Genomic DNA, 15,642 nt, shown 5'->3' with positions numbered 1-15,642 from the left:
GCATTTCGCGCTGAGGATGTATCGTTGAGATGAGCCGCCGCGCGTTGACGCGGCGCTGCAGAGCCGAGCATGACCGCCATCGTGTTGCACGCGGCACCACCTGATCGGCATTGAGCTGCAAGTGAGAAGCTGCTGATGAGCAGTTTCGATTGCGCTCAACACACCTTCGTCGAAGCCCGATTGGTTCAACGCTCAACTGCGGTGAATGTTCCGCAACGCGTCGCGTTCGGCGGTGAGGCAATCACTGCCCCTGGCGATCGGATGATAACGCAATCAGCGCGACGCACGCGCGCGTCATCGCGGCGTGGTCGCGATCCGGATGATTTTCCGAACAGCAGCGCCAGCCATTCTTGCACGCGCATCGAACCAACGGGCGATCACGAGACGCGCCGGCGCGAAATGATCGCGCTGTCAGACCTTGCGCAAACAGGAAGCGGCGCACGGGTCGAACGACACCTCGCCTTGAGCGAGCGCGCAATCGAGCCGCCGCAGCCATGCGACACCATGCCTCGCCACGGCCGCAGCACCGCCGTGCGGACAGGTGGTTTTCTGCTCGCTTGCTACTCTTTGGCGCGCGCCTCGCCGGCGAGCCGCACCAGCATCTTGCGCAGCTCGGTGCCGGTGGTGACGCGCTCGGGGAAATCCAGCCGCAGCGTGTCGCGGCCGGCCTGCATGTCCATGCCGTCGGGATCGCAGCCGGTGCAGAGCCAATCGGCACTTTCCGCGCCGAGCAACCGCGTCGCGTAAAGATTCATGGCCTCGCGGTGATCCTCGTTCATATGCGCCACCGCGCCGGGCTCGGCTTCGAGCAGCCCCTCGGCTCCGCCGAGATCGGTCAGGAATTGCGCGGGTTTGAGGTCCACGATGCGGCCGAACCCGGCAACCAGATGGGCACTGCTTGGCTTGATCCGGAAGAACGAAAAATCCTTAAATTCCACAAAGGCTTCCGCTGACGGATGGGCAGCGAGATAGCGCCCTCGGACGAGCTCCCGCCCGGCCTCCGCGGCCTCCTCCGCCCGGCCGGACAGCATGATTCGGGCGCCTTCCAGGGGATCGCCGGCCACGCGCTCGTCCAGCATCAGCGAGACCCGGCTGTCGGCGAGGATGTTCCTTGTGTGCACGGCGAGGCGCGAGATCAGCAGGATCGGCGAGCCATCGGGGTGGCTGGCGAGATTGACCAGGGAACAATAGGGATCGCCGCTGCCGGTCATCAGCGTCGCCAGGGCCCCCTGCCGGCTGCGGCGGAGCAGCGAGCGGGCAAGGTGGGCAGGATCGAAGTCGGCGGTCGGTTGCATGGGGCCTATCGGGTCATTTTATGGGCGAATCTGGCGGGTTCCCTATGAAAAAAGGGCCTTTTCTCATGGTCCAAGGGTGCTATATGGGGACCCATCGCGTGGGTCGCAGAAGCGGATTTTTGTGGAACTTGGTCACACTTCAGCCCAGCTTGCATTGCTCGTTGACCGCGTTCGAAGCCCAATTCTACGGCGCGTCGCCAGAGTGCCCGCCGTCTAAGCCACTCTCATTGTGAAAGCAGCTCATGCCCACAATCGCTTTGGTCGACGACGACCGCAACATTCTCACATCCGTCTCGATCGCGCTGGAAGCCGAAGGCTACCGCATCATGACCTACACCGACGGCGCCTCCGCGCTCGACGGTTTCCGCACCACCCAGCCCGATCTCGCCATCCTCGACATCAAGATGCCGCGCATGGACGGCATGGAGACGCTGCGCCGCCTGCGGCAGAAATCCGACCTGCCCGTGATCTTCCTCACCTCCAAGGACGAGGAAATCGACGAGCTGTTCGGCCTCAAGATGGGCGCCGACGACTTCATCCGCAAACCGTTCTCGCAGCGCCTGCTGGTCGAGCGCGTCAAGGCGGTGCTGCGCCGCTCGGCGCCGAAGGACCCGACCGTCGCGCCGAAGGAGAACGACGCCAAGGCGCTCGACCGCGGCCTGCTGCGCATGGATCCGGAACGCCACACCTGCACCTGGAAGAACGAGCCGGTGACGCTGACCGTCACCGAATTCCTGATCCTGCAGGCGCTCGCGACCCGGCCCGGCGTGGTGAAGAGCCGCAACGCGCTGATGGACGCCGCCTATGACGACCAGGTCTATGTCGACGACCGCACCATCGACAGCCACATCAAGCGGCTGCGCAAGAAGTTCAAGGTGGTCGACAACGAGTTCGAGATGATCGAGACGCTTTACGGCGTCGGCTACCGTTTCAAGGAAGCCTGATCTGCGCTTCCCGGGCGGCTTGTTAACTGACAGGCTCCGCACGGCTGGGGTAAGCTCGGGCGAACGATTGCTTCGCGGGACGACATCCATACCAACCGGCAGCTTTGCCAGTGCTTGATCGAACGCAGCTCGAGCAAGGCCTGAACACCGAGGACGCGTCACAGCTCCTCGATCAGGACGCCGTTGCCGAAGACGTGGCGCAGGACAGGGGCTGGCGCCGTCCGCTCGGCTGGCTGCGGCGCGCCGGGCAGTTCTTCTTCGCGCTGTCCTTCTCGAGCCTGACCCGCCGCATCGTCTCGCTCAACCTTGCCGGCCTCGTCGCGCTGGTGGCGAGCATCCTGTACCTGTCGCAATTCCGCGCCGGGCTGATCGACGCGCGCGCGCAGAGCCTTTTGGTCTATGCCGAGATCATCTCGGAGGCGATCGCGGCCTCGGCGACCGTCGAAGGCAACACCGTCACCATCGATCCCGACCGCCTGCTCGACCTCAAGCCCGGCGAGAGCTTCGGCCAGCCGGATGAATCGGCCGACTTCCCCATCAATCCCGAGCGGGTCGCGCCGACCCTTCGCCGCCTGATCGCGCCGACCAAGACGCGGGCCCGCATCTTCGACCGCGACGGCGGCCTGATCCTCGACAGCCGCAATCTGTTCGCGCGCGGCGACGTGCTGCGCATGGAGCTGCCGCCGCCGTCGGAGAAGCCATCGCTCTATGAAAAGACCAAGGCCACGATCAAGACCTGGCTCAACCGCGGCGACCTGCCGATCTATCGCGAGCTCGGTCCCGAAGGCGGCAAGGGTTATTCCGAAGTCGCTCAATCGCTCGAGGGCATGAAGGGCAGCGCGGTGCGCGTCACCGAGCGCGGCGCGATCATCGTGTCGGTTGCCGTTCCGGTGCAGCATTTCCGCGCCGTGCGCGGCGCGTTGATGCTGACCACCCAGGGCGACGACATCGACCAACTGGTGATGTCCGAGCGCCTCGCCATCCTGAAGGTCGGCGGCGTCGCGGCCGCCGTCATGATCATGCTGTCGCTGCTGCTCGCGAGCACGATCGCCGGACCCGTGCGCCGGCTCGCCGACAGCGCCGAGCGCGTCCGCCGCCGCATCAAGGCCCGCATCGAGATTCCCGACTTCACGCGCCGCCGCGACGAGATCGGGCACCTCTCCGGCGCGCTGCGCGACATGACCAGCGCGCTGTACAGCCGCATCGAGGCGATCGAGATGTTCGCCGCCGACGTCGCCCATGAATTGAAGAATCCGCTGACCTCGCTGCGCTCGGCGGTCGAGACGCTGCCGCTGGCGCGCAACGAGACCAGCCGTGCGCGCCTGCTCGAGGTGATCGAGCACGACGTCAAGCGGCTCGACCGGCTGATCTCCGACATCTCCGACGCCAGCCGCCTCGATGCCGAATTGCAGCGCCAGGATGCGATCCCCGTCGATCTGCGCCGGCTGCTGACGACGCTGACCGGCGTCGCCAACGAGACCAAGCTCGGCCACGACGTCGCGGTCGAGACGCGCTTCGAGGGCCGCAGCCCGACCGACACCTTCGCCGTGAGCGGCCATGATTCACGGCTCGGGCAGGTGGTCTCCAACCTGCTCTCCAACGCGCAATCGTTCTCGGAAGCCGGCAGCAAGGTGCGTCTCACCTGCCGCCGCGTCCGCGGCGAGATCGAGATCGTGGTCGACGACGACGGCCCCGGCATTCGCGACGACGCGCTGGAGCGCATCTTCGAGCGCTTCTACACCGACCGTCCGCATCAGGGCTTCGGCCAGAACTCCGGCCTCGGCCTGTCGATCTCCAAGCAGATCATCGACGCCCATGGCGGACGCATCTGGGCGGAGAACCGCATTGGCCCTGCGGACGCAGACGGCAGGCCCACCATCGCCGGCGCACGCTTCGTGGTCAGGCTGCCGGTACTATGAGCGACAATTCAAGCGTGCACGCATCCGCCGTTCTGGTCGGCGAGCGTGCGGTGCTGATCCGCGGCCCATCGGGCGCCGGCAAGTCGCGTCTCGCCTTCGACCTGATTCTCGCCGGGCGCACCGGAGCGCTTCCGCCGGCCATTTTGGTGGGGGATGACCGTGTCCATCTCGACACAGCCGGCGAACAATTGTGGGTTCGTCCGGTCCAGCAATTGGCTGGTCTGATCGAGATCCGAGGCCTCGGAATCCGCCATTGTCCGTTCGCAAGTGAAGCCGTGGTCGGCTTGATCGTCGACCTCGCCGCTGACGACGCCGAGCGGCTGCCGCCACCGGAGACGCTCACGGTTCGCCTTAATGGTGTTTTGGTACCGCGAATTCCCGTCGCCATTGGCTTCCAACCCCTGCCGCTGGTTGTCGCTGCGCTGACGACAACCTGAAAGTTCATGTTCCCGTAATCTTGCGGCCAATTGTGGGAAGGGAATTGGTAACCATATCACATCCACTATCGCGTCGGATTTTGCCGGCGCAGCCTCCCCTCTCTACCGCCAGGAACCGGGAGACTAGCCAACATCCCCTCTTGCGCGGGGGCTCTGGATGGTCAAAGTGGCGCGTTCGTGCGGTGCACCAAAAGCGCCCGCGAGGAGTTTTCCGATGATTGGTCTAGTACTTGTGACCCACGGGCGCCTTGCCGACGAATTCAAGGCAGCGCTTGAGCATGTCATGGGTCCACAAAAGCAAATCGAAGCGATCACGATCGGTGCCGAAGACGATTCCGATCTCTGCCGAAGCGACATCATCGAGGCGGTCAATCGCGTCGATTCCGGCGACGGCGTTGCGATCCTCACCGACATGTTCGGCGGCACGCCATCAAACCTTGCAATATCCTGCATGAGCCGGCCCAAGGTCGAAGTGCTCGCAGGGATCAACCTTCCCATGCTGGTGAAGCTCGCCAAGGTGCGCGAGGAGCGTTCGCTGCCCGACGCGATCGCAATGGCTCAGGAAGCGGGCCGCAAATACGTCACCATCGCCAGCCGCGTCCTCGCCGGCAAATGAGCGACGAGGCCCCGGGCGGAAGTCAGGTCGGCCCGGGCGTGCCAGCGGGCGCCATTTCCCGTGATCTCCTGATCATCAACAAGCGCGGCCTGCACGCCCGCGCCTCCGCGAAATTCGTCCAGGCGGTCGAGCGCTTCGACGCGCAGGTGTGGGTGACGCGCGGCGGCGAGACCGTCGGCGGCACCTCGATCATGGGCCTGATGATGCTCGCTGCCGGTCCCGGCACGACGGTCGTGGTCTCAGCAAAGGGCGACGAAGCACAGCAGGCGCTCGACGCCATCGCCGAACTCGTCGCCAGCAAGTTCAACGAGGAAGGCACGTAACGGCGGGCACGCCCGTTACGCCAATCCATCACCGTCACCCCCGCGCAACGGCTTCGCCTTTGTCGCTGGAGGAGCGCGCCGCAAGGCTCGCACCTCAGTGAAGGGCCTGGCGCAGGCACACCGATGCTGCACACTCCCCTGGAGGGGGAGGGTCGGCTCACATTGAGCGCAGCGATAATGTGAGACGGGGTGGGGTGATCTCTCAACACGGGCAGCACCCGAGTGGAGAGACCTTCACCCCACCTCGGTTCGCATTTCATGCGAACCGATCCTCCCCCTCCAGGGGAGGATAAGAAGAGCAGTGTCGACCGTTCAAACAGTCGGTCGCAGCAAGACCAAAGCGATCGCGAAGGCGATCCTTTCGATCGGGTCGAGATCGCTGCCTTTCCAGGATGCCCGGAAATAACTACTTCGCCGGCGGCACCAGATAGACCTTCCAGACCGTCGACGGACCGGGATGGCCGTTGAAGAAGCGCATGGTGGTCATCACCAGCGGCTCGGCATCCTTGGCGTGCTCCGCCATCCACGCCTCGCAGGGCTTCAGGAACACCGGATCGGTGGTGTCGCAGACGCCGATGAAGCCGAGACGCTTGGCTTCGTCGAGCGACGTCAGCCCCGACGACCAGGCTTCGCCCGGCACCAGCGAGGCCGGATGATCCGGACTGTAGAACGTCATCGGCTCGCCGATATCGGACCGCGCGACCACCACGGCCCAGCGTGAATGGAATCTGTCCTGCCAGGTCTGGGTGAGTTCGCGCGCGAGCTCGGAGCGCGCGGCATAGGTCGAGCCGCCGATATGGTTGGACGCGATCTCCTGCGTGGCGATGCTGGGCGCGGCGATCAGCGTGGCGATCGTGGCGACGAACCAGATCGCGGTGATCGAGAACAGCGCCATGCGCGGGAAGCGAAGCGAGGGGATCGCGACCAGCGCAAGCGGCACCAGGAAGAACAGCGGGATGCCCCAATCGGTCTTGATATACACGGTGAACGCCAGTGCGCCGAGCGGCGGCCCGATCGCGACGATCAGCTGGATGATCCAGACGTTGAGTGCCTGCGGAAGGATGACGGCCGGATTGGGTCCGCGCGACCAGATCCGCGCCAGCACGTCCGACGGCCGCCACGGCACCGAGCCCAGCAGCAGCGCCACCAGGCCCAGCACGACGGGAATCGCGAGCAGCCCGACATTGTGCACGACATAGCCGATCACGAGCTGGACGTTGAGTGCGCGGCTCGACAGCGCGTAGACGTCACCGGCATAGGTGAACGGCACGAAGTCCACCTCCTCCAGCCACACCAGATGCGGGATCATCGCCACCGCCATCGTGCCGATCGCAACCCATGGCGCCGGCGAGCGCAGGAATTGCATCCGTTGCGGATGGATCAACGCGGCCAGCCCGACGGCGCCGATCATCGTCACCACCCAGTACTTGGTCATCAGCGCCAGCATGCCGGCAAAGCCGAGCCAGAGACCCGATTTGAAGCTGCGCTTCTCGAACGCGTTCAGATAGGCCAGCACCAGCAGCGGCAGCGGCACCAGCTGCGCGAGATCGGCATTGTACTTGAAGCCCTTGAAATTGAAGATCGGGTAGAGTGCGATCATCACCACCACGAGGAACGCGCGGCGGCGATCGACGACGCGCAGCGCGATCAGCCAGCACACCACCAGCGCGAAGCTGACCGTCGTCATCGCAAGCGCATAGGTCGACCAGTTGGTGACGGGAAAAATCCTGAACCAGACCCCGGCGATCCAGCCCGACAGCGGCGGATGCTTGCCATAGCCGAGCAGGAAGCGCTGGCCCCAGGCATAGGCTTCCGCAACATCCATATGGATGTCCTGTGCGGCCTTGAGCTTGACCAGGATCAGCGTCCACAGCACCGCATGAACCAGCGCGAAGCCGATCACGAACCACAGGCTGGTCCTGGGATCGGTGGCGCGCGAGGCGATCCAGGCGGCGATCCGCCGGATCGTCAGCTTGCGGTGGGTGCGCCGGGCGGCGGGGAGCGTGGAGGCGGTCGACATGGCCTGTGCCTGAGGCATGCCCGGAAAAGTGGAAAGCGGTTTCCCGGAAGGATCATGCCCGAATGGAAGCGGAAGCGATGAGTGCTCATCCGCATTTCAGCGCGCTTTAGCGCGTTTTTGTGGCCAGTGAAATCAGCTTGGCGTGAGAACGCCTCCAGCAAGCGGATTCACTTTCCGAGAAGCTCCGGCCGGTGCTCGAAATGCATGGTATCGTAGTGACACCATTTGCCGCCCCGGATGCAGCCGTGACGCTCGACGATGTCGACGATCTCGCGCGGCATCCGGTTCTCGCAGGGGATGGTCTTGCCCTTGCCGGCCCACAGCCAGTCATCCGAAACTTTCAGGTTGAGGTCGATGGCGGCGGCGTAGCCTGCATGCTCATCCGCCCGGTGTCGGCAATGCGAACGACGATTTTCGAGCCGTCGGACCTGGCAGGAACATGCCCGAAAAGCGGTCACGGCAACCCTGCCGGAAACGCCGCCGTGATTCGCCGTCACACCGCTGCAAAATACCGCAATTTGGTTGCCCGCGCGGGGGTGCGGATGGTATCCCGCGCCCATGACGACCGTCCCCATTTCCAACATCCGCAATTTCTCCATCGTCGCCCATATCGACCATGGCAAATCGACGCTGGCCGACCGCCTGATCCAGATGACGGGCGGCCTCTCCGACCGCGAGATGGCGGGCAAGGAGCAGGTGCTCGATTCCATGGACATCGAGCGCGAGCGCGGCATCACCATCAAGGCGCAGACGGTGCGCCTTCAGTACCGCGCCAAGGACGGCAAGGATTACATCTTCAACCTGATGGACACGCCCGGCCATGTCGACTTCGCCTACGAAGTCTCGCGGTCACTGGCGGCGTGCGAAGGTTCCCTCCTGGTGGTCGACGCCAGCCAGGGCGTCGAGGCGCAGACGCTCGCCAACGTCTACCAGGCGCTCGACAACAATCACGAGATCGTCCCGGTCCTGAACAAGGTCGACCTGCCCGCCGCCGAGCCCGAGAAGGTCAAGCAGCAGATCGAGGACGTCATCGGCATCGACGCTTCGGATGCGGTGATGATCTCGGCCAAGACCGGCCTCGGCGTCCCCGACGTGCTGGAGGCCATCGTCACGCGTCTGCCGCCGCCGAAGGGCGATCGCGACGCCACGCTGAAGGCCCTGCTGGTCGACAGCTGGTACGACGTCTATCTCGGCGTCGTCGTCCTGGTGCGCATCGTCGACGGCACCATGAAGAAGGGCCAGCGCGTGCGCATGATGGGCACGGGCGCGGCCTACGACGTCGAGCGCGTCGGCTTCTTCACGCCGAAGATGCAGCAGGTCGAGGAGCTCGGTCCCGGCGAGATCGGCTTCATCACCGCCGCGATCAAGGAAGTCGCCGACACCCGCGTCGGCGACACCATCACCGACGACAGGAAGCCGGTCACCGAGATGCTGCCCGGCTTCAAGCCGGCGATCCCCGTGGTGTTCTGCGGCCTGTTCCCGGTCGATGCCGACGACTTCGAGACGCTGCGCGCTGCCATGGGCAAGCTACGCCTGAACGATGCCAGCTTCTCCTTCGAGATGGAAACCTCGGCCGCGCTCGGCTTCGGCTTCCGCTGCGGCTTCCTCGGCCTGCTGCACCTCGAGATCATCCAGGAGCGGCTGTCGCGCGAATTCGACCTGAACCTGATCGCGACCGCGCCGAGCGTCATCTACAAGATGAAGCTCACCGACGGCAGCGAGCTCGAGATCCACAATCCCGTCGACATGCCCGACGTGGTGAAGATCGCCGAGATCCAGGAGCCCTGGATCGAGGCCACGATCATGACGCCCGACGAATATCTCGGCAGCGTGCTGAAGCTCTGCCAGGACCGCCGCGGCGCGCAGAAGGAGCTCACCTATGTCGGCTCCCGCGCCATGGTGAAATACGACCTGCCGCTCAACGAGGTCGTGTTCGACTTCTACGACCGCCTGAAGTCGGTCTCCAAGGGCTACGCCTCGTTCGACTATCACCTGACCGACTACAAGCCGGCCGATCTCGTCAAGATGCAGATCCTGGTCAATGCCGAGCCGGTCGACGCGCTCTCGATGCTGGTCCACCGCACCCGCGCCGAAGGCCGCGGCCGCGCCATGGTCGAGAAGATGAAGGAGCTGATCCCGCCGCACATGTTCCAGATCCCGATCCAGGCGGCGATCGGCGGCAAGGTGATCGCCCGCGAGACCGTGCGCGCGCTGCGCAAGGACGTCACCGCAAAATGCTACGGCGGCGACATCACGCGCAAGCGCAAGCTTCTGGAGAAGCAGAAGGAAGGCAAGAAGAAGATGCGGCAGTTCGGCAAGGTCGACATCCCGCAGGAGGCTTTCATCGCCGCGCTGAAGGTGGATAGCTGAGGCGACGCTGCCGGCGCGACTGTTGCGCATTCTTGTCCCAGCAACAAAACGCACCATGATTTGAATCGCCACTGCATCGCGCCCCGACTAGACTGCGATCATGTTGCGCATCCCGTCCCTCCTTATCGTCATCCTCGCACTACTGCAGCCGGATCTGAGCTCGGCCGCCTCCTCGAAGAAGCGGCACGGCACCCGCTGGCACGGCTATGGCTTCCTGCCCGGCTACCGGCAGCCGCCGAACCAAACCATTCCGGTGTTCGGCCCGCGCGGCGCGGCTCGCGGCTACCCGGACTACTCGCCGCAATATTGGTATGGCGGGGATTGGTACTATTTCGGCCGCCCCGGATTCTACCGCGGCCGCTACAATGGCGGCAGTTTTGGCCCGTGCTGGACCTGGACGCCGATCGGGCGGGCCTGGCAGTGCGGCTAGCGGCGCGTCGCTGCGACATCCTGCGCATGCAACGCACAATCCGCTGATCCCGGAATGAGAGGCATGTTGCCCGTCATGTTGCCCCTGGACCTCAGATAGGCCAGCATCCTCCCTGTGCGCACCACAACAAACAACAGCGCCGGGGAAACGCATGAGCAAGGCCGCTCGGTTGGATTATGGCTGGGTCGTTGTCGCCGCGGGAGCGCTGATGACCTGCGTCGGGTTCGGCACGATGCTGTCGCTCGCGGTGTTCCTGCAGCCGATCTCGGAAGCGATGGGCTGGTCGCGCGCCGGCGTGTCGGCGGCGGCGACGCTGGATTTCCTCTGCATGGGCGTGGCCGCTTTCCTCTGGGGCGCGCTGTCGGACCGCTTCGGCACCCGCATCGTGGTGCTCTCGGGAAGCCTGCTGCTGGGGCTCGGCCTCGTGACGGCGAGCCAGGCGGCAACGCTGTGGCAGTTCCAGCTTTGCTTCGGCGTGCTGATCGGCATTGCCGCCGGCAGTTTCTATGCACCGATGATGGCGCTCGCGAGCGCCTGGATCGAGAAGAACCGCAGCCTCGCGGTAGCTCTCGTCTCCGCCGGCATGGGCGTGTCGCCGGTGACGATCGCGCCGTTCGCGAGCTGGCTCATCACGACCTATGACTGGCGTACCGCCATGCTCGTGATCGGCTGTGCTGCCTGGGCGCTGCTGATCCCCGCCTGCTTCCTGGTGCGTCCGGCTCCGCAGGGAACGGACGTCGCAATCCCGACCGCCGCGAACGCGCCGCAGACCGAATTGACCGCGGCGCAGGCGCTGCGCACGCCGCAGTTCATCGCGCTCGCGGCGGCGCATTTCGCCTGCTGCGCAGCGCATTCCGGCCCGATCTTCCACATGGTGTCCTATGCGATGGTCTGCGGCATCGCTCCACTCACGGCGGTGACGGTCTACAGCGTGGCCGGCGTCTCCGGCCTCGGCGGCCGCCTGCTGCTGGGCGCGGCTGCCGATCGCATCGGTGCAAAGCCCGTGCTGGTCGGCGGCTTGCTGGTGCAGGCGATGTGCATCGCGGCCTATCTCGCGGTGGGGCAGCTCGGCGAATTCTACGCGCTCTCGGTGGTGTTCGGCCTCGCCTATGGCGGGGTGATGCCGCTCTATGCCGTGCTGGTCCGCGAGTTCTTCGGCGCGCGCATCATGGGCACGGTGTTCGGCGCGGTGTCGGCCTTCGCCAGCCTCGGCATGGCGCTCGGTCCCTGGGCCGGCGGGCTCGTGTTCGACAATTTCCAGCGCTACACGTGGCTGCACGCCGGCTCGTTCGCGATCGGGCTCGCCGCCGTCGCGGTGGCGCTGAGCTTCCCGACCAGGCGCCGGCCATCGCTCGATCTCGGCCGCGCCGCCGCCTGAGCGCGGATGCATTCGTCACTCGCGCACACGCGCACAGCGGATGGATAGCTGATCTGCATCGGCGCCGTCCCGCCTTGCCCTCTCCTGCCGGATGCGCCACCATCGCCTGGCCTGCCCAACAAGAATGACAGAAGGCGCCGAGGACACGCATGAACAAGCCGCAGGGAGTAGACCTTGTCGAGCGGGCGCGCGCGCTGGCGCCGCTGATCACGAGTGAAGCCGACGAGATCGAGCGGACACGGCGGCTGACGCCGTCCGTCACCGCGGCGCTGGTCGAGAACGGGCTGTATCGCGCATTGCTGCCGAAGCGTTTTGGCGGCGCCGAGGCGACGCCGGAAGCCTTCATGCAGATGCTGGAGGAAATCGCCAAGGCGGACGCGTCCACCGCCTGGTGTCTCGGCCAGTGCAGCGTCTGCGCGATGATCGCGGCCTGGCTCGATCACGACACCGCGCAGGAGATCTTCAACACCCCGCCCGGGATCCTCGCCTGGGGCGCGATCGCGCATGAGGCGCGCATCGTCGAGGGCGGCTATCGCGTCACGGCGCGCTGGGACTTCGCCTCGGGCTCGCGGCAGGCGAGCTGGCTGGGCGCGCATGTCCGCATCGTCGAGGCCGACGGCTCACCGCGCAAGAAGGCCGACGGTTCGCCGGAGATCCGCACCATCCTGTTCCCGATGTCGCAGGCCGTGATGTACGACGTCTGGGACGTGATCGGCCTGAAGGGCACCGGCACCGATTCCTATTCGGTCGACAACCTCTTCATTCCGGAAAAATTCGCCGCGCTGCGCGACGATCCCGCCGCGTGCCGCGAGAGCGGCCCGCTCTACAAGCTTTCCACCAACATGGTGTTCAGCATGGGCTTTGCCGCCACCTCGCTCGGCGTCGCGCGCGCCATGCTCGACGCGGCGACCGAGCTTGCCCGCGGCAAGACCCCGCAAGGCCTCAAGGCGATGCGCGACAACAATGCCGTGCAGGGCCAGATCGGCCGCACCGAGGCCAGCCTGCGCGCCGCGCGCGCCTATCTATACGCGACGGCGCACGACGTCTGGAGCGATCTCGCGAGCGGCGCCCCGATCACCGAGGCACATCGCGTCGCGATCCGCATCGCCTCGACCTGGACCATCCACCAGTCGGCCTCGGTGGTCGACATCGCCTATCACATGTCGGGGGCAACGGCGGTATTCGCCAACAATCCGTTCGAGCGCCGGTTCCGCGACATGCACGCCATCGCGCAGCAGATCCAGGCCCGCGACACCCAGTATGAGGACGCCGGCAAGGCGATTTTGGCAGGCAATCTCGACGCCCCGCCGACCGCGCGCTGAAGCATGATCCGGAAAAGTGCGAAGCGGCTTTCCGGAAAGATCATGCTTAAAGAAGAAGCCAAGGCGCGATGAAGTCAGATTGAACCAGGGCGTACTCACCTATCTGGTTGGTCTCGCACCGGCGCTGTTCGCCGGCGGGCCGGTCGTATTTGGGATGTCGTTGTGGCGAAGGTTCGGGATTTTGCACGCTCCTGGCGCAGGATGCGTGGGTAGGCATTTTGCTCGCGGGAACTACGTTTATCACTTCTTCACCTAGAAGGTCTTCGCGACCCTTTGAGACCCGCTCCGGCCTCCCCTGCCCCGAGACATGTCGCTGCACTGCGCGCGCCAACTTACTCTGGCAATCCGGCTTTCCTCAATCCTTCTTCAAATCGCGCAAGGTCATCGGCCCGTCGATGAGGCACCAGATCCCGTATGCTGGACACCCGGAGCGCGGGATGGAGTTGCCGAAGACGCGCCATTGCCTTGTGCGCCTGTTCGGGGCGGCCGGCCATCGCGTTGCTGGCGGCGGCCACGCGCAATCCAGCGGGAAATTCTGGGTTGTATTGCAGCGCCATTGCCGCCCACGACGCTGCCTCTTCATAGCGGCCCAGCAGGAAGTGCGCATATGCCGTCCCGGTTCGCATGCCCGCTATCCGCGAATCCAATGGGTTCAGACGCATGGCGTGCGCGAAGCATTCGAGTGCCGGATCCGGCTCGCAGAGCCAGTTTTTAACCCAACCACTAAAGTGCCACGCCTCGGCCAAATTGGCATTGAGCAAAAGTGCGTGGTCGATCAAGGCGGCACCTTGCTCGAAATCACCAACGATGTAGGCGAAAGCCCACCCGCTCGCACTGAGTGCGATTGCATCATCTTTGCCCAACTCGGCTGCTCGTCTAGCGAGCAGTGTTACTCGCACAATCTCTTCCGCGGCGCCTGAAAACCAACCAATGCCCTTGCCATACGCGTAGCAAGAGGCGGCACGACCGTACGCGGCCGCAAAATCCGGATCGAGTTCAGTCGCGCTGTTGAATAGCCGCAATGCGTCGTCGATCGCCTGCCGGTTGGTATCGATCTGATAAAATCTGGCCAATCCGCGCAAATAGACCGTGTACGCGTCGAGACTTTCTGTTGGCTTGCGCTTGGCGCGCTCAATCTCTGCTTTCTCAACCGTCGGGGCGATCGCTCCAACGACGCTCTCAGTTACCTGGTCCTGCAGATCGAAGACGTTTCCGAGCTCGCCCTCAAATCGGTCGGCCCAAAGATGTGCCCCGGTGGCGGAATCTATGAGCTGGCCGGTGATGCGCATGCGGCCCAAAGCTTTTCGGACACTGCCTTCCAGTACGTAGCGCACCCCAAGTTCGCGCCCGATTTGCTTAACATCGACGAGACGCCCCCTGTATGTGAAGCTCGAGTTGCGTGCGATGACGAACAGGGCCTTGAACCGAGACAACGCTGTGATGATGTCTTCGGCCATTCCATCGGCGAAGTAATCCTGTTCCGGATCGGAGCTGAGGTTGGTAAAGGGGAGAACGGCCACGGACGCCTTCTCAGGGAAGGGAAGATTCAGTGTTGGCCCCTGCACGGGAGCATCGCCGATTGCCCCGCCCACGAGCCTCGTTGCTTCCTGCACTGTTCCGACGAAACGGAAGCCCTTGCGCGGAAGTGTCTTGATCAATCTCTGTTCTCCGCCGGAATCGCCGACGGCAGTGCGGGCAGCATTCAAGCGCGTCGTGAGCGCAGCGTCGGACACGCTCCGCCCGCGCCAAATGGCATTGATGAGATCGTCCTTGCTGACAACGCGCTCCCTGTTGCGGATCAGATAATCCAGCAGATCAAACACCTGTGGTGCGACGGAGACGACGTCCGCCCCGCGATGCAACTCGCGCCGGTCAGGGTCGAATGCATACTCCTCGAAGAGATAGCGCAAGATGCGAATCCCCTTGGCTTGGGCCTCGCCGGAAATCGCAAGAATAAGCTGCCGGTGAGGAAAATGTAAGCTGCTGGTCAAGTGTGCCCGCCGATCTCGCGGCACCCTCATGCCGGTGAAAAAAGCCGTCCCAGGAGACACCGCAATGAGCACGACGCACGGCACAACGTGGCTGGAACGGACATCCGTATCGATCCAGCATGTCGCCAGCTTTATCTGGACATATTGGGATGCCTTTCAGGAGCGCCGCGAGCGCCAAAAACTGCGCGACGCCCTGTCCAACTTAAGTGACAGGGAGCTGATGGATATCGGCACCACGCGCGGCGAGATCGACTACGTCGCCTCGCACCGAGGTATTGACGCGCGAGGCATCCGATCCGGCGAATGGCTGCGATACCTGCCGACGGCGGACGGCCAAATTTTGCCCACCGACTTCCGCTAGGGTCAGAAGCTGGCAAAGACGACTAACCGCCGTGATGTCTGCTAAGAGCAGAAGCGGACAGCGAACTGCGCCGCTGTCACGCAACGCGACTACCCGGTTGATCAGGAACCGATCTGGCCCGATCGGCAAGAAGAAGGGGTATGCATCCATCATGTCGGACTGCAAACCGAAAGGCTGGTTCGACTCCGAGCGGTTAGAAATGGTCCGTCGAGACATACGCCCTGACCGCGTGGAGG

14 protein-coding genes are annotated in these 15,642 nt (G+C 64.5%); 10 read left to right on the top strand and 4 right to left on the bottom strand.

Going from position 1 to position 15,642, the window contains the following annotated elements; translation table 11 throughout:
• Positions 1–560 precede the first annotated feature (560 nt).
• Complete coding sequence (locus tag RX327_RS04120; RefSeq protein ID WP_317249542.1) at positions 561–1,295, bottom strand: HugZ family protein; 735 nt, start codon at positions 1,293–1,295, stop codon at positions 561–563.
• A gap of 242 nt (positions 1,296–1,537) precedes the next feature.
• On the opposite strand from RX327_RS04120, the gene RX327_RS04115 reads away from it, so the two are divergent.
• The 5 genes from RX327_RS04115 to RX327_RS04095 all read left to right on the top strand — a co-directional run bounded on the left by RX327_RS04115 (position 1,538) and on the right by RX327_RS04095 (position 5,534).
• Positions 1,538–2,239, top strand: a complete 702-nt coding sequence (locus RX327_RS04115; RefSeq protein ID WP_008542552.1) for a response regulator transcription factor — start codon at positions 1,538–1,540, stop codon at positions 2,237–2,239.
• A gap of 110 nt (positions 2,240–2,349) precedes the next feature.
• Positions 2,350–4,158: a sensor histidine kinase gene (locus tag RX327_RS04110; RefSeq protein WP_317249541.1), complete on the top strand. Its 1,809-nt coding sequence runs from the start codon at positions 2,350–2,352 to the stop codon at positions 4,156–4,158.
• Entirely contained in the window at positions 4,155–4,595 is a 441-nt protein-coding gene (locus RX327_RS04105; RefSeq protein WP_050384673.1) for an HPr kinase/phosphorylase, read from the top strand. Before RX327_RS04110 ends, RX327_RS04105 begins: the two co-directional genes overlap by 4 nt.
• A gap of 214 nt (positions 4,596–4,809) precedes the next feature.
• On the top strand, positions 4,810–5,211 hold the full coding sequence (locus RX327_RS04100) for a PTS sugar transporter subunit IIA (protein WP_024339151.1): 402 nt from the start codon (positions 4,810–4,812) through the stop codon (positions 5,209–5,211).
• Positions 5,208–5,534, top strand: a complete 327-nt coding sequence (locus RX327_RS04095; RefSeq protein WP_317249540.1) for an HPr family phosphocarrier protein — start codon at positions 5,208–5,210, stop codon at positions 5,532–5,534. Before RX327_RS04100 ends, RX327_RS04095 begins: the two co-directional genes overlap by 4 nt.
• Positions 5,535–5,940: 406 nt before the next feature.
• Here RX327_RS04095 and RX327_RS04090 read toward each other — a convergent pair whose 3' ends face one another.
• Together RX327_RS04090 and RX327_RS04085 are read right to left on the bottom strand one after the other, a co-directional pair.
• Positions 5,941–7,554 (bottom strand): glycosyltransferase family 39 protein, encoded by a 1,614-nt coding sequence (locus RX327_RS04090; RefSeq protein WP_317249539.1) that lies wholly within the window; start codon positions 7,552–7,554, stop codon positions 5,941–5,943.
• Positions 7,555–7,721: 167 nt separating this feature from the next.
• On the bottom strand, positions 7,722–8,129 hold the full coding sequence (locus RX327_RS04085) for a M15 family metallopeptidase (RefSeq protein WP_317249538.1): 408 nt from the start codon (positions 8,127–8,129) through the stop codon (positions 7,722–7,724).
• On the opposite strand from RX327_RS04085, the gene lepA reads away from it, so the two are divergent.
• From lepA to RX327_RS04065, 4 genes are all read left to right on the top strand, one after another.
• Entirely contained in the window at positions 8,113–9,924 is a 1,812-nt protein-coding gene (gene lepA / locus RX327_RS04080) for a translation elongation factor 4 (RefSeq protein WP_239620379.1), read from the top strand. The two genes, RX327_RS04085 and lepA, sit on opposite strands and share 17 nt — an antisense overlap.
• A 100-nt stretch (positions 9,925–10,024) precedes the next feature.
• Complete coding sequence (locus RX327_RS04075; protein ID WP_028335872.1) at positions 10,025–10,354, top strand: hypothetical protein; 330 nt, start codon at positions 10,025–10,027, stop codon at positions 10,352–10,354.
• 151 nt (positions 10,355–10,505) lie between these two features.
• Entirely contained in the window at positions 10,506–11,732 is a 1,227-nt protein-coding gene (locus RX327_RS04070; protein ID WP_317249537.1) for an MFS transporter, read from the top strand.
• Positions 11,733–11,881: 149 nt separating this feature from the next.
• The gene (locus RX327_RS04065; protein ID WP_317249536.1) at positions 11,882–13,054 is read left to right on the top strand and encodes an acyl-CoA dehydrogenase family protein; all 1,173 of its coding nucleotides are present in this window, start codon (positions 11,882–11,884) and stop codon (positions 13,052–13,054) included.
• A 332-nt stretch (positions 13,055–13,386) separates the two neighbouring features.
• Here RX327_RS04065 and RX327_RS04060 read toward each other — a convergent pair whose 3' ends face one another.
• Positions 13,387–14,964: a winged helix-turn-helix domain-containing tetratricopeptide repeat protein gene (locus RX327_RS04060; RefSeq protein WP_028335875.1), complete on the bottom strand. Its 1,578-nt coding sequence runs from the start codon at positions 14,962–14,964 to the stop codon at positions 13,387–13,389.
• Positions 14,965–15,109: 145 nt separating this feature from the next.
• Here RX327_RS04060 and RX327_RS04055 point away from each other — a divergent pair, with 145 nt between their 5' ends.
• A complete protein-coding gene (locus RX327_RS04055) occupies positions 15,110–15,406 on the top strand; it encodes a DUF1127 domain-containing protein (protein ID WP_317249535.1) in 297 nt (98 codons plus the stop codon).
• Positions 15,407–15,642: the final 236 nt, after the last annotated feature.

The organism is Bradyrhizobium sp. BEA-2-5 (assembly GCF_032918025.1).
Classification (GTDB): Bacteria; Pseudomonadota; Alphaproteobacteria; order Rhizobiales; family Xanthobacteraceae; genus Bradyrhizobium; species Bradyrhizobium pachyrhizi.
Note: the sequence above shows the minus strand (reverse complement) of the source record. Positions and strands in the feature narration are given on the sequence as shown.